General features: G+C 36.5%; 16 protein-coding genes. 15 read left to right on the plus strand and 1 reads right to left on the minus strand.

The features are described 5' to 3' along the window. Positions 1–219: 219 nt before the first annotated feature. The 8 genes from LG329_RS16845 to LG329_RS16880 all read left to right on the plus strand — a co-directional run bounded on the left by LG329_RS16845 (position 220) and on the right by LG329_RS16880 (position 6,081). A complete protein-coding gene (locus tag LG329_RS16845; RefSeq protein ID WP_404451992.1) occupies positions 220–636 on the plus strand; it encodes a bleomycin resistance protein in 417 nt (138 codons plus the stop codon). Positions 637–784: 148 nt separating this feature from the next. Further along, positions 785–1,312, plus strand: coding sequence for a cupin domain-containing protein (locus LG329_RS16850; protein ID WP_404451993.1), 528 nt, complete (start codon positions 785–787; stop codon positions 1,310–1,312). 170 nt (positions 1,313–1,482) lie between these two features. After that, positions 1,483–2,304 carry an alpha/beta fold hydrolase gene (locus LG329_RS16855; RefSeq protein ID WP_404451994.1) on the plus strand — a complete coding sequence of 274 codons (822 nt, stop codon included), beginning with the start codon at positions 1,483–1,485 and terminating at the stop codon, positions 2,302–2,304. A 213-nt stretch (positions 2,305–2,517) separates the two neighbouring features. Beyond that, positions 2,518–3,102, plus strand: a complete 585-nt coding sequence (locus LG329_RS16860; protein WP_404451995.1) for a cupin domain-containing protein — start codon at positions 2,518–2,520, stop codon at positions 3,100–3,102. A 293-nt stretch (positions 3,103–3,395) separates the two neighbouring features. Further along, positions 3,396–3,836, plus strand: a complete 441-nt coding sequence (locus tag LG329_RS16865) for a regulatory YrvL family protein (RefSeq protein ID WP_404451996.1) — start codon at positions 3,396–3,398, stop codon at positions 3,834–3,836. A 432-nt stretch (positions 3,837–4,268) separates the two neighbouring features. Next, positions 4,269–4,700 (plus strand): VOC family protein, encoded by a 432-nt coding sequence (locus tag LG329_RS16870; protein ID WP_404451997.1) that lies wholly within the window; start codon positions 4,269–4,271, stop codon positions 4,698–4,700. Further along, positions 4,700–5,482 (plus strand): DNA alkylation repair protein, encoded by a 783-nt coding sequence (locus LG329_RS16875; protein ID WP_404451998.1) that lies wholly within the window; start codon positions 4,700–4,702, stop codon positions 5,480–5,482. The genes LG329_RS16870 and LG329_RS16875 overlap by 1 nt, the downstream gene beginning before the upstream one ends. Positions 5,483–5,496: 14 nt before the next feature. After that, positions 5,497–6,081, plus strand: a complete 585-nt coding sequence (locus tag LG329_RS16880; protein ID WP_404451999.1) for a TetR/AcrR family transcriptional regulator — start codon at positions 5,497–5,499, stop codon at positions 6,079–6,081. A gap of 631 nt (positions 6,082–6,712) precedes the next feature. Here LG329_RS16880 and tatC read toward each other — a convergent pair. After that, positions 6,713–7,435, minus strand: a complete 723-nt coding sequence (gene tatC, locus LG329_RS16885) for a twin-arginine translocase subunit TatC (RefSeq protein WP_404452000.1) — start codon at positions 7,433–7,435, stop codon at positions 6,713–6,715. Positions 7,436–7,675: 240 nt separating this feature from the next. On the opposite strand from tatC, the gene LG329_RS16890 reads away from it, so the two are divergent. The 7 genes from LG329_RS16890 to LG329_RS16920 all read left to right on the plus strand — a co-directional run bounded on the left by LG329_RS16890 (position 7,676) and on the right by LG329_RS16920 (position 14,198). After that, a complete protein-coding gene (locus tag LG329_RS16890) occupies positions 7,676–8,734 on the plus strand; it encodes a multicopper oxidase domain-containing protein (RefSeq protein ID WP_404452002.1) in 1,059 nt (352 codons plus the stop codon). A 33-nt stretch (positions 8,735–8,767) separates the two neighbouring features. Further along, entirely contained in the window at positions 8,768–9,985 is a 1,218-nt protein-coding gene (locus LG329_RS16895; RefSeq protein ID WP_404452003.1) for a ZIP family metal transporter, read from the plus strand. Between the two features lie 33 nt (positions 9,986–10,018). Then, positions 10,019–10,240 (plus strand): twin-arginine translocase TatA/TatE family subunit, encoded by a 222-nt coding sequence (gene tatA / locus LG329_RS16900; protein ID WP_404452004.1) that lies wholly within the window; start codon positions 10,019–10,021, stop codon positions 10,238–10,240. A gap of 457 nt (positions 10,241–10,697) precedes the next feature. Beyond that, positions 10,698–10,745, plus strand: a complete 48-nt coding sequence (locus LG329_RS16905; RefSeq protein ID WP_404456733.1) for a hypothetical protein — start codon at positions 10,698–10,700, stop codon at positions 10,743–10,745. Positions 10,746–11,757: 1,012 nt separating this feature from the next. After that, a complete protein-coding gene (locus tag LG329_RS16910; protein ID WP_404452005.1) occupies positions 11,758–12,216 on the plus strand; it encodes a CBO0543 family protein in 459 nt (152 codons plus the stop codon). A 244-nt stretch (positions 12,217–12,460) separates the two neighbouring features. After that, positions 12,461–12,877, plus strand: coding sequence for a CBO0543 family protein (locus tag LG329_RS16915; protein WP_404456736.1), 417 nt, complete (start codon positions 12,461–12,463; stop codon positions 12,875–12,877). Between the two features lie 313 nt (positions 12,878–13,190). Then, positions 13,191–14,198, plus strand: a complete 1,008-nt coding sequence (locus tag LG329_RS16920; RefSeq protein ID WP_404452006.1) for a DUF3231 family protein — start codon at positions 13,191–13,193, stop codon at positions 14,196–14,198. Positions 14,199–14,229: the final 31 nt, after the last annotated feature.

Here is a 14,229-nt window from a genome sequence, read left to right on the forward strand (position 1 = left end):
GTGCTTGCACAGACTGGCATAATCATTTCTGATGTATGGATTTTATTGCATACGCAAATACTGGGTTACGCTAAAGCTGCAAAACAATAGGGCGCGCTTGTCGAACAAGGCGTACGTCTGAATTGGGCCATTTAACGGAATTAGAAAAAGGATTATTCTTAAGTGAATCGAATTAATAGTAAGAGGTTATAACATTGAAAATGAAAGGAAAATTAATACATGAGAATGTTACAATCTATTCCGGCATTGCCAGTGAGGAATATTAAACAAAGCATGGGTTTTTATTGCGATAAACTTGGTTTTACCTTGGTCCACCATGAGGTCGGTTTCGCTATCCTTATGTGTAATGAGGTTCGGATTCATCTTTGGGAAGCAAGTGATGAAAGCTGGCGCGCTCGTGGTAATTCTTCACCAGTCTGTTCAGGTGCCGAGTCGTTTATTGCTGGTACTGCCAGTTGCCGCATTGAAGTGGAAGGGATTGATGAACTATATCAACGTATTAAGCCTTTGGGTATTTTGAACCCCAAAGCACCATTAAGAGATCAGTGGTGGGAAGAACGAGACTTTGCAGTAACTGATCCCGACAACAATCTGGTTAGCTTTTTTCAACAAGTCAAAAGCGATGATCATATTTAGCTGTTCCGCAAAAGGGCGCTTTTCAGGAATAAAGATTAGCGATCATTCATTTAAATGGCGAGATAATTGAATAACCAAACCTCTATATAATGTTCAATAATTTAAATCAGGAGATATAATGGAAACTGCTGAATAAAGGGGGATTCAAATGGATAGGCCAACGGAAGAGGTACTCGTTCATCCAGACGGAACAACAATTACTTTTTTAGATCGAGGCACTGATAAAAAAGGGGAATTTTTAATTGTTGAACATCTCGTATTGAAACGGGGTGCTATGAACGGCCCTCATTGGCATCCAATTCTGACGGAATCATTTACGGTTAAGGAAGGGAAGATGCGCTTTATAGTAGATGGCGAGGAGCAGCTTCTTGGACCTGGTCAACATATTAAGGTTCTTCCCAAACAGGTGCATCAATTCTGGAACGAGAGTAAAGATCGGTTGATAGCTATTCATGAAATCCGACCACCGGGAAATCATTGGAACATGTTCAGACTTATTCATAAATTAACCAAACAAAACAAATTAAATTCCAAAGGCATACCTTGGAATCCGTTATGGCTGGGGATGGCGTGGGAGTGTATAGACGGATATATAGTAGGACCTCCTATCTTCTTACAAAGGGTTGTATTCGGGGGATTGGCACGACTGGCACGTGCAATCGGATTTCAAATTTAAGCCTTGTACAATCATAGATGAGTTGCTCAATTATAGGGCGCCATTCTTGAATAAAGCTGCGTCCGATATTTCTTTAAAGGGCCATTTTGTAGAATAAAGCCTTACAGTCTGTTATATTTATGGCGAACGCATATTCTTGTAAATATCTAATTGAATTTGGGGGATAAAAAATGCCTTTCTGTAAAGTTAAAAACGCTAATATTTACTACGAAGACATTGGGACAGGAAAACCGATTATAATGATACATGGGTTTTCGCCCGACCAGAGACTGATGAGTGGTTGTATGGAGCCTATTTTTAAAGAAAGAGAAGGATGGAGACGTATTTACGTTGATCTACCAGGAATGGGTCAAACTAGTGATTATGAACAAATAAGTAATTCTGATGAAATGTTAGAGTCATTAATAAATTTTATTGAAACTTTAATACCAAATCAAACCTACCTAATTGCAGGTGAATCCTATGGTGGTTATCTATCGAGAGGAATCATCAAGATGCAGAAAGAACAGATATTGGGTGCTGCATTTATTTGTCCCATGATTTTACCTGAGAAAGACGATAGAACGCTTCCAGAACATACTATTGTATATTCAGATAATGAATTTTTGTCTAAATTAACAAAAGAGGAAGCAGATGATTTCAGCTCAAATCAAGTTGTTCTAGACGAATATAACTGGATGAGGTACATCAGTGAAGTTATGGCCGGTTGTAAGATAGCAGATGAGGAATTCTTAGCCAAAGTACAAAAAAGATATGGATTTTCTTTCAATTTGGACGGAGTCGGGTTTGTTAAACCCAGTGTATTCTTGCTTGGGAAACAGGATTCTATAGTTGGATATAAGGATGCATTTGAAGTTTTGAATCAATTCCCAAGGGGAACATTTTCTGTTTTGGATAGAGCTGGTCACAACTTGCAAATTGAGCAACCAGAATTGTTTAATTCACTTATTAACGAATGGCTAGATAGAGTAGTAGAGGAATTCAATGATTGAAGAATTTTTTAGGAAAAGTTCTTTAATTAAATTATAGGGCGCGATTGTTGAAGATCACGGCTATGAAACGATCAAACCTTTTTATGAAAAAAGTACACTAATTCACAATGGACAATAAAAGACAACTTGATTAGGTAGTCCAGCAATAACCTTTAAAAACATGTGACATATGATGATTTTATAAACTATATGCCATGAGAGGAATGAATAAATATGTATCGTTACCCATATCCTTACTACCCTTACCCGTATCCTTATTATGCTAATCCACCAATGCGTGACTGTTACAAGATTCCTGATTACCGGGGTATGTCAAATGAATCCGGTTATGCAAACCAATATTGGCCACATACAAACACTCAAAGCTATGCAGGCACCGTAATGAAAGATTATGGAAAAGAACCATTTGTCGTGAATATAAACCAAGCTGCTAAGCAAAACAATACATTTCGTACAGCTATATGGACAGGAAATTATATGCAAGTTACTTTGATGAGTATTAACGTTGGAGGAGATATAGGTTTAGAAGTTCATCCCACAGTTGATCAATTCTTACGTATTGAAGAAGGCGAAGGTATTGTTCAAATGGGGGAAACGAAAGATCATTTATACTTTCAAGAAAGAGTTTATGATGATTATGCGGTCATGGTACCTGCCGGTGTATGGCACAATATCATTAATACAGGTCATAAACCAATTAAACTTTACACAATCTATGCCCCGCCTGAACACCCATTTGGAACTGTTCATGAAACGGAATCAGATGCAATATCTGCCGAAGAAAACCATAAATACTAATTGGGGTGAAAAATGTTTACTGGTTTTTAGTCTTCAATTAAAGGGCGCATATCCTTAATAAGGAGAAGGACTCATCTTGCATATAAGGCCCAGTATAGAATAGGACAAAGTCCAATCAGGATACTTGCTACAAATTAGTAAACAGCATTATAGTAAATCATTGTTGTCGTTCTGGTTATAACGGGGAGCAACTAAAATGAGGGGTATCGCCAATTAAATATCACTAAATTCGCGTTAAGCCATTTCCTTATAAAACACACTTTAAAGATACCAGTAGAAGGAGAAACAGACCTATGCCAGAACATAATGAAGATTCATTTTATAATATGAATATAAAAGGTAAGACAGTAACAGTGGCCGGAATAGCGCTTCTCATTATCCTGGTGCTCGGCTTTGTCTTAGGTCTTTATTTCTTTGGATTGGTAGGGGCTTTTGAACTACTCGGCGTTCAATATAAATCTATCTGGTCATTGATTGTTTTTGTTGTCAGTTTCTTTATTCTCGGCGTCATTGTCGAATTATTTTCCAAAGCAATTTTCAAACTGTCCATCCAAAATATAACAGGAAAAATAAAGTCGTTTTTTGTCCGAATCAGTTTTGAAGGCACATCGAACTGGCTAGTACTGTATACAGTGGACGAGTTTATGAAAAGTATTACACTTTCCTTGAAAGCAGAGATCATTATTGCACTGCTGATTGCTGTATTAGAAATTGTTTTTGATGATAAGGATTAAGTTCCCAATATTGGTTTTTAGTGAGAGAGGTAAAATTTTTAGAGAAAAAGGATGAAAGTAAAATTATTCAATAATCGGGCGCATTTCCAGAGTAAGGATCTACGCCTATTAAGCAGAATGGAATAGGAAGTGCCCCTTTTCCTAAGCACAGATCAGACCGACATAATCATTCAGGTTGCATATATCTTTTTTGCAATTAGTTTATTAATTTTTAGATTTGTTTAGTCATTGTTGTATCCTGTTACACTGCCGCAAACGGGGCGCAAATCTCGAATGAGACTTGCGCTCTTTCTTTCTGAAGCGGAACAGATAGTGAAGTAATACTTTAATCACTAAAGTTAGTCTGATCATAGATGAAAAATTAATTTTTACTAACATACATTCTGTTTGTATGTTAAAATAATCTTAACTTATGATGAGGGAGTGAAGAAATTGAGACTTAGCAGTTTTTACCCAGTATTGATGACAAAGAAAGTAAAGGAAACAAGTGCATTCTACCAACAGTATTTTGGATTATCCATTGTTTTTGATGCGGATTGGTACATGAGTTTGAAGCAAGAAGAGACTGGTGATGAGTTGGCAATCCTTCAGGCTACTCATGAAACAGTGCCATCTTCTTTTGGAAAGTCTGTCCAGGGATTAATTCTTAATTTTGAAGTAGAAAATGTAGATGAAGTGTATCAACAATTGATTAAAGAAAAACAGCTTCCCTTACATCTTGATTTACGTGACGAGGCGTTTGGTCAAAGGCATTTTATTACTAGTGACCCTAATGGGGTATTAATTGATGTCATTACGGTTATTCCGCCTGATGAGTCCTTTCAAGATCAATATAAAGAAGAAGTGTGGAAGGACGAGTCATAATGAGTGAGTATGTACCTCTGAAATCTTACTTTGATGGGAGATTGGCAGTTCAATTAGCAGATTTAATTCATTCGCATTATCCTCGTTTTACCAAAAAGTCTTTTGTAAAGTCTGTAGCTAGCGAAGTAGAAAATAAAGAATTGAAGGCTCGCGTTGAGGTGATAGCGGACACATTAAAACAACATCTTCCAACTGATTATGAAGAAGCTTTAGCTATCTTATTAAAGATTTTAGGACCAGAAAATAAAACAGAAGAAGGCATGTTTACCAAAGGCTATTTTCTAATGCCAGTCGCCTACTTTGTCGAAAGGTATGGACTGGATCACTTTGATTTATCTCTAAATGCGATGTATGAAATTACAAAACGACATACATCAGAATATGCTATCCGTCCTTATTTAATAGCAGATACCGATTGCTGTATGGCTTATTTTCGAGATTGGATAAATGATCCTAATTCACATGTTAGGCGATTAGTAAGTGAAGGAACTCGACCAAGACTTCCATGGGCTAAAAAGATCCCTCCATTAAAGGATAATGTACAAAACAATTTGCGTTTGCTGGAGAATTTAATGCATGACAGTTCCCGCTATGTTCAAAAGTCTGTAGCCAACCATATTAATGATTTAACAAAAGAAAATCCCGAAGTAGTCCTCACTTGGATACATCAGTATATATCAGAAAATGATGATATGAACCCTAAAATCATTATAAATGGATTAAGAACTTTGGTAAAATTAAAGGATGAACATGCATTGGAGATAGTGCGTCAAGTGGAGTGAGGAGTGTAAGCAGCATGAAGAAAAATAAAACGGAAACAGAGCGAACGATACAAAGCTTAACAGAAATTGCACGACATCATTTTACAGCGTATGGATATGCGAACGTTGCCTTAGAAGAGATCGTAAAAGAAGCAGAATTAACGAGGGGTGCTTTATATCATCATTTTAAAAATAAAAAAGGGCTTTTTCTTGCCGTATTTGAAGCGGTTCAAAAAGAGGTAGGGGGGCATGTGGAAGCGGAGGCAGCAAAAAGTAATGATAGCTGGCAGCAATTAATCAACGGGTGCCGAGCTTTTCTGGAAGGGGCAGTACAATCGCATAATCAACGTATCCTTTTGATTGATGGACCGGCCGTATTAGGCTGGGATACCTTTCGAAAAATGGACGAAAAATATTCGATGAATTCACTGAAGGAACAATTACAGTTGATGCGGGAGCAGGATCTAATAAAGCCTATTTCCGTAGAGGCAATGACGCATTGTCTTTCTGGAGCAATGAATGAAGCAATATTATGGATTGCAGATCACCATGATCAGAAAGATGTAATAGAAGAAGCGATGATTGTTTTACAGAACTTGTTAGAAGGTTTGGGAAAATAAGCGAGTCTAAAATATTTGAGAGAACGATATCGAAGAATTTAAGAATAATCCACGATCGGGCGCAATTCTTGAAAATCGAAAGCCTAATTTCTCATTAAAAATACTGAGGAATTAGGCTTTTTTATCTTTCAAATTCCTTAACGTTGTAATATTAATTTCCTGACTCTACCCAATAACCTCTAATTAGAATGCGGTCCCTCTATCCGCGTGTATTTAACAAAAGATTCTTTGATGTGGGGGTTTGCCACAAAAAAGCTCAGAAGATTAGATATACAAACCGCTGTAGGCTTACTGATATGGTGCTCGATTCTTTCAACTTCTCTAAAAATCCACCGCTCTAACAAACCCTTTTTCTTCCATTAACAGGTGAATCTTTTCCAAGTAATCCTCCATCGTGGAGTTAGCAATCTGATCACCACCTTTTAATAAAATTATTTTTAACTATGATACCAAATGAAAACAAAGGATAATTTGGCATATAGAGCCAAATTGTGAATTTTTCCATGTGTAAATGTCCCCCATGTAGTTATAAAGAGTAAGTGTCCAAAAAGAGGTAAGTCACAACATTTCAATGATAGGGTAACACTTTCTCTATACTCCGCTGTCGGTATGTGGATATGGGGGCTTTGAATCAATTGCCGCTTTTTTTCTTGTAGACAATTCGCGATAACCATACACTACACTCATATAAAGCAATTAACGGGAGACTAACGAGAATATTGCTAATTATCTCCGGAGGGGTTACCATACCTGCAATTAATACAAGAATAAGATAGGCAACCTTTCGGAACTTTGTTAGATGTGCTGGCTTCAAAACACCTAAATAAGTGAAAAACAGGATGACGACCGGTAATTCAAAAAGAAGACCGATTGGAAACACAATATTAATTAGGAATCGAAAATATTGACGTATACCGTATGATTCCTGGGTTCCCAACTTTTCTGACATCATTGACATAAAGTCCACAAGGTACGGAAACACAAAATAGTAAGCAAAAAGAAGACCAATAACAAACAATCCTGCCGCTGCTGGAATAAATGATAAGGTTACTTTTCTTTCCTCTCGGCTTAATCCTGGACTAACATATTTCCAAAGCTGGAATAAGCAAAATGGAAATGTAAACACCATGGAAATAATAAATGCAAACTGTAAATAAACACTAAGGGCATCGGTTAATCCAAAAACGTTCCATGGAATATCTTGAGCTGCCGGATCGTTCTTTAAATGTTCAATTAAGGGGGTAGCCGTAAAAAAACCTATTACCAACGTAAAAATAAAAACAAAGATCACCCATATGATTTTAATGCGCAGTTCCTTGATATGTTCTTCTAATAACATTTCTTTATCCTTCATAGTCGTACACTCCTCCATTTCCAATCAAATATTAATCTCTTTGTTTTACTACTATTATGTATTTTAACAATAAAAGTTGCATTAGGTAAACTAATTTATACATATTCAATATATTTTACTTTACAACAACATTATGTGCGCATATAATTTAAATAACCTAGGTGAAATAATGTGTATCAATGAAAGAATGAGGGCATATGTATAAATTAGCTCAAAACATCTGATTAGGAGGGATTTATAATGACAGATCGACAATTTGAAGATGAAAAGGACCAAACAATTACCGGTAAGAAAAAGGCATACACACGCCGTTCAATTTTAAAAGTGGGAGGATTAGGAGCGTTAGCTTTTGCTGCCTCGAGTTATCTTCCTCAAAGTTTTCAATTTGAAGCTGCGGCAAAAGAACATAAGAAAAATGGTTCAACCCATGGTCAACACGGTTCGGATCGTAAAAACCCAGTCGTTATGAGACATGGATTTAATCCGATGAAGTTCTTAACCCATTTTGATTATGGAAAGAAAACAAGACTTTCGAACGGCCAAGTTCAAAGGGAATATGAAATAGTGGCAGAGGATAAAGAAATTGAAGTAGCCCCAGGCGTCTATTACCCGGCGTGGACGTATAACGGTGCTGTACCGGGTCCAACGATTCGTTGTACGGAAGGGGATCATTTAAAAATCAATTTTATTAATAAGAGCAGTCATCCGCATACGATTCATTTCCACGGCATTCATACTGGAAAAATGGACGGTGTATTCGAAATTGTTCCTCCGGGCTCATCTTTTCTCTATGAAATTGACGCGGCTCCTTTCGGGTTGCATGTGTATCATTGCCACACCTCACCCTTGAAGAAACACATTGAAAAGGGGTTGTACGGCACGTTTATAATCGATCCGAAACAGCCCAGGCCGAAAGCCAAAGAAATGGTAATGGTTATGAACGGATTTGACACGAATTTTGACGCTTCTAATGAATTTTATACGGTAAATGGTGTTTCTAACTACTATCGTGATCACCCGATTTCGTTGAAGGTTGGTGAATCGGTTCGCATTTATTTGTCTAATTTGACGGAATTTGATTTGATTAATTCGTTTCATTTACACGGGGACGTCTTCCGTTATTACCCAACAGGGACGAATCTAGAACAATATGAATTGACGGACACTGTTATGCAGTGCCAAGGCCAAAGAGGCATTTTGGAGTTTTCCTTTAACCACCCGGGACGGTTTATGTTCCACGCTCATCAATCGGAATTTGCTGAGTTAGGATGGATGGGTTTATTCGATGTCAAAGAATAGAATCATAGTTTTTAACAAGAAGGAGGAGATTGGATGGCGGAGTATTCGGATACTTCAATGAAGAAAAAGGACAGTAGGTCTAGACTTTGGTTCATGGGACTGATTCCTGTTATTTTACTTGCCGCAATAATCTATATCGTTGTCACTGTTGGGCTTCCCTTTTTTGGAGCAGGCGGTCCACCAGTAGAAGAGCTAACATTTAATAATATTAAATTGAATAAAGGGCAGATTACCGCCGAAGTTCGCAATACTGGTCAAGAGGATCTAACCATTGCCCAACTAGCGGTGAATGAGAAGTATGTAAGTTTTACTATGGAACCCGATCGTACGATTTCACGATTAGAATCAGCGACTATTACAATTCCCTATCATTGGGTAGAAGCAGAACCTGTAGAAATTATGGCTGTTTCATCAGTTGGAACGACATTTGTAGGAGGGGTTGATGTTGCTACTTTGAGCCCGGAATCTACTATTGGCACGTTCTGGATGTTTACAATAATTGGTTTGTTTGTCGGGGTTATACCAGTTTCACTAGGCTTATTGTGGAAACCGTTCCTTGCTAAAGTCAACGACCGCTTGTATAAATTCTTCCTGTGCCTGACAGTTGGCTTACTTGTTTTCCTAGTCGTTGATACATTGAAAGAAGCATTGGAAATTGCATTTGGGCTTTCGGGGGCACTGCAAGGTGTTGCATTGATTGCCATAGGGATTTTATCAAGTATGTATTTACTGGTTGGTATCAGCCGGAAATTAACGATTTCAACAAGTCATTCTAAGGAAAGTTCCAAAGGCTTGACGCTCGCATATATGATTGCCATTGGTATTGGATTGCATAATCTGGGTGAAGGGCTATCTATAGGTGCCGCATATAATCTCGGTGAAGTCTCTTTAGGGGCATTTTTAATCCTCGGATTTATGATTCACAACCTTACGGAGGGATTAGCAATTGTATCCCCCATTGCACGTAAAGGAAAAAGTCCTAAGAACTTGATTGTACATTTGCTCGTTCTTGGTTTAATAGCCGGTGGTCCAGCCATTTTCGGAATATGGATTGGTGGATTTGTATATTCCAATGTATGGGCGTTAGTGTTTCTGTCTGTTGGTATTGGAGCCATCTTGCAGGTGGTTTACGAAATCATCAAAATGGTGTCTGTGAAAGGTCAAACAACTTTTGGAGATTTACCTGGAGGACTTGGTATTATTTCCGGAATGTTGATTATGTATGTCACCGGTTTATTGGTGATAGGTTAAACGTTTTTCATTAATTTTAAGGAGAGGATTGCAATGTTTGGAACGTTAGGAATGCCCGGATTGATATTAATTCTTGTTTTGGCGTTGATTTTATTTGGGCCTAATAAATTACCGGAACTCGGTCGTGCTATTGGAACAACCTTGAAAGAATTCAAAAAGTCAACAAAGGAATTGACATCAGATGTGGACTTTGAAAGCGATCAATCGAGCAAAAAGAAAGTGAGTGCAAACAAAACAGAAAGGGAAGATATTTAATCAGTTTACTGTTGTGAAAAGACATGGTTGTCTATGAGATCATGTCTTTTCCTTTTTATTAACTAGGGGTACCGCCACATGCCAATTAAGCTAACGATTAAGAAAATGAGCCTACCGTAGGTTTTAATAACTTTCTGAAATAGTAGACAGTAAATAAGGAATTTGAGCGTACTTCTCTTAGGTTAAATAACTTTTGTTATTTTTACACTTTTTTATATTTCATTGTTTAACAGCACCAAGATTTTGTGTATCATTGTAAGCAACGCCCAGGATGTCAAACACGGTTTTCTCTAGATCCAGCCTAGGGAGGGAAGAGATCCATGATCTTTACTTGGAAAAACAAAAAACACCCCCCCATCCGCCACCGGTCTTACTCAATCGGGTGCGTTAATTGAATAACATAAACAAAAATGATCAAACTTTTTTACAAAAATTCCTAATTGGATTTGGTTCCTTGTTGATTACCTTAATTGCGTTGGTCATAACTTTAATCAATGAAAAATAGACCTCCCTATTTACCCGGAAAAGTTTTGTGGGAGGTCTATCCGCTTAGAGTAGTCGGACTCCTTTGGAGAACCGCTTATCTCTAAACCATTGTTAATATGGTGGTCTTACATATATAGTCAGGTAGTATGTCATTTATATCACTTATTAAAAATGAAATACTATTGTCGGTACGAAGTGGTAAGATTAAAAGTATAAGCAACAAGGGAACCTGAGCAAACAGTTTCAAGTCTAAACTGAGAAGTCCCAGATTCCTTTTAAACATTAACAGAGTATGTGTTTTAAGGTAATAGTTTCTATACAGATGAAATCCAGTATTTGGTGTTTAGATATAATTGAATTAAAGTAATAACTTCAATTATTTAGTGAGTCTTACCGAAGGGCGTAATTATTGAAGATCATAATTAGAAAATGATTAAACCTTTTTTAAAAACCAAATATGCTGAAAAAATCCATTTTGATCAATCTTTTTTTCAAAATGGATTCTTTTATTTGCCATAAAATACGGTTTCGGTGATATTTTTGATCAAAGTATATTCCAAGGCAACAGCAATAAATGGACTTATACAATCAAATAATCTTTTTGCATATACTTTCCTTAAAGCTTGCCAATTCATTGGATAAAGATTTTATTAAACTAAGTTTTCCTTCGCGATACAATTATTTCCAATCCTCACCTACTGGTTAGACACAATGTTTTTCTTCTTTCTATTGGAGTAACCCTCTGCCTAAAGCATTAATTCAAACACGATTCCTTTTGGACACTTATTCTAATATTGTTTTTAAACGAGTGTTCTCACTGTATATATATATTTATGAAAACAAACCATAAGGACACGATAAAGGTGATATGAATGAAATCATGAAATAGATGAAAAATACAGCCAAATGAGTCTCTTAAATGGGCAACTGTATTTTGGGATAGTTAAACGGAAAATTCGAATAATCAAGGACTAAAAAGTTGTTCATTTTGGCTTATAGCAAGACGGTTGAAAAGGGAGCTGAATTGATCCATGGAAAGCGTTATATTGTGGGCATTTTTCATTATCGGTATTGCTTTACTGTGTTATAGCTTAAAAAAGCTACCGTTCAAAGAATGGATTTTAGTATATTTATTGACTTCTTATTTTTCAATCGTTATTGGAGTCCTTGTTGTAGAGGAAAATATGCTTTATTATCCTGTGAAATTTTTGAATGAACATTTCGAATCTAACCTACTTTTTGAGTACCTTTGGTTTCCGATAATTACTATTTATTTTTATCGAACCACTTATCATTCCAGATATTTTGGTATTCTACTGCAAGGAGTATTATATATTTCTGTTTTAACATTCTTTGAAATGCTATTTGAGAAATATACCGATATCATTGAATATCACACATGGACATGGATGCACACGTTTGCAAGCGCCCTTTTTCTGATAATATTTATTCGAACCTTTGTGAAACTATATAGTCATCTGAATTCGTAACCCGAATAGATGTAATTTGTAAATCGTTGAGGAGATACTCCCACAAACCGAACTCCTGACAAGAAATTAAATAGATAAGTAGTGAGATAATATGAAAAATAACTAACTGTCGGAGTGTGAAATTATGGAATATATTCTTAGTTCAATCTTTCTTCAAGTGGTTCAGCCTATAATTTTCATTATAGTAGCCTTTTTCTGGAGTGACTGGAAAAATTGGAAGCTTTACTATCCAACCATATTATTTATGATCTGTTTGAACCTTTTTAGTAGCATTCTAATGTACAACTATTCACTTTGGAGGTTCGAGGAATCGTTTGTATTACCAAATCATACATTGACTGAGTTTTTAATTGTTTTTTTCATGTTTCCACCTATTATATTGATTTTTCTTTCCAATTACCCAAAAAGGTGGGTGGTGCAAATAGCTTACATAACATTTTGGGTCTTCATGTTTAGTTGGACTGAATATATTGCCATTCGATTTGGTTTGACGACTTATCATAATGATTGGGATTTCTATTGGTCCCTTCTGTTTAACTGTGTCATGTTCCCTATATTACGTCTTCACCACAGTCGGCCATTGTGGGCATGGTTGTTAGGTATTCCGATTACAGCCTTTATTTTGGTATATTTTAATTTCTCATTAGAAAATATGAAGTAATGTCTTGGTTAACCTGATCCCATAACAACAAAGAGTAGGCTAAGCGTATTAAAGTAAATTTCTACAAGCATAACTCCGACTCCTTTAACAAAAGTCTGTAATAGTTATCAGTAATATACATGTGATTTATCTAACCATTTGTTATCTATGGTGAAAAGTATTTTTGAAACTCTTAGCCGATAATACCTTTTTAAACAATCGATTTTATTAATGATTTTGAAACTGAACCTTCATGTGATGCTCATTAATAAAACTTTTAAGCCGGGGTATGTTAGAGATGACAACTACTTAAATTTAGGGGGTAAATAAAAACATGAAAAGTGAACATGACCATATATCTGCATCCGAATTAGGGAATTTGTGGCAGGCGTACATGGAAAAAACAATGATACTGCGAGTACTAGAATATTTCCTTGAACAAAGAAATGATGATGAGGGCAGGGCTGTTTTACAAAACCAATACAACAAAGAAACCCTGAATGTCGATGCCATTAAAAACGTTTTTGATATGGAAGGTGCTGTAATTCCTGAGGGATATACTGAAAAAGACGTAAACAAAAAAGCCCCTCGATTATATGACGGTGATTTTGATTTATTGTACATACGCCTGTTGACCGAGGTGTTGATGCCACTGTATACGTTGCACCTAGGTATGTCTTACCGGAAAGATATACGAGAATTATATAATCATTTTATCGATGATATGCAAGATATCTCCAATCAGGTTACGGAACTGCTTTTAAGTAAAGGGGTTCTGGTACACCCTCCAATTGTTCCTCTACCTAAAGAAATTGAGTATGTAAACGAAGTTAGCTACATGGGTGGGATGAATATTATAAAGCCAAATCGGGTTCTGAATACGGTAGAAATTGGTTTGTTATATCAATCCCTTGAAATTAACACAATTGGAATACAGTTGATGACAAGCTTTGCACAAGTTGCCGAGAATGATGAAGTAAAAAAATACTTTATTAAAGGGAAGGAACTTGCAAAGGAGGTCGCGGATACTATGCACAAACTATTAGTAGACAGCGATATTCAACCACCTTCTATTTGGGCGGGGGAGACAACAGAATCGACCCTTTCGCCATTTTCCGACAAGTTGATGATGTATAGCTCAAATATGCTATCTGTTTTTGGTCTTAGTGGCAATACTTTCGGTACTTCTTTTAGCTTGCGGAATGACTTATCTTTAAAAATAGGTCAAATCCTGACAAAAACCTTCAATTTTGCTAAGGATGGTGGGAAGATCATAATAAAGCACGGGTGGATGGAGGAACCCCCTAAAGCAGCGGATAGGAAAATGTTATCAAAAGAATAGGTGAAAAACAGGAGTATTGCTTTCTCAAAAT

The sequence above is a fragment of the Virgibacillus necropolis genome, assembly GCF_044793635.1.
Lineage (GTDB): Bacteria > Bacillota > Bacilli > Bacillales > Amphibacillaceae > Virgibacillus_F > Virgibacillus_F necropolis_A.

Coding starts and splice junctions, on each gene's coding strand:
- LG329_RS16845 (WP_404451992.1), top strand. CDS start 220: ATGAGAATGTTACAATCTATTCCGGCATTGCCAGTGAGGAATATTAAA.
- LG329_RS16850 (WP_404451993.1), top strand. CDS start 785: ATGGATAGGCCAACGGAAGAGGTACTCGTTCATCCAGACGGAACAACA.
- LG329_RS16855 (WP_404451994.1), top strand. CDS start 1,483: ATGCCTTTCTGTAAAGTTAAAAACGCTAATATTTACTACGAAGACATT.
- LG329_RS16860 (WP_404451995.1), top strand. CDS start 2,518: ATGTATCGTTACCCATATCCTTACTACCCTTACCCGTATCCTTATTAT.
- LG329_RS16865 (WP_404451996.1), top strand. CDS start 3,396: ATGCCAGAACATAATGAAGATTCATTTTATAATATGAATATAAAAGGT.
- LG329_RS16875 (WP_404451998.1), top strand. CDS start 4,700: ATGAGTGAGTATGTACCTCTGAAATCTTACTTTGATGGGAGATTGGCA.
- LG329_RS16880 (WP_404451999.1), top strand. CDS start 5,497: ATGAAGAAAAATAAAACGGAAACAGAGCGAACGATACAAAGCTTAACA.
- tatC (WP_404452000.1), bottom strand. CDS start 7,435: ATGAAGGATAAAGAAATGTTATTAGAAGAACATATCAAGGAACTGCGC.
- LG329_RS16890 (WP_404452002.1), top strand. CDS start 7,676: ATGACAGATCGACAATTTGAAGATGAAAAGGACCAAACAATTACCGGT.
- LG329_RS16895 (WP_404452003.1), top strand. CDS start 8,768: ATGGCGGAGTATTCGGATACTTCAATGAAGAAAAAGGACAGTAGGTCT.
- tatA (WP_404452004.1), top strand. CDS start 10,019: ATGTTTGGAACGTTAGGAATGCCCGGATTGATATTAATTCTTGTTTTG.
- LG329_RS16910 (WP_404452005.1), top strand. CDS start 11,758: ATGGAAAGCGTTATATTGTGGGCATTTTTCATTATCGGTATTGCTTTA.
- LG329_RS16915 (WP_404456736.1), top strand. CDS start 12,461: ATGATCTGTTTGAACCTTTTTAGTAGCATTCTAATGTACAACTATTCA.
- LG329_RS16920 (WP_404452006.1), top strand. CDS start 13,191: ATGAAAAGTGAACATGACCATATATCTGCATCCGAATTAGGGAATTTG.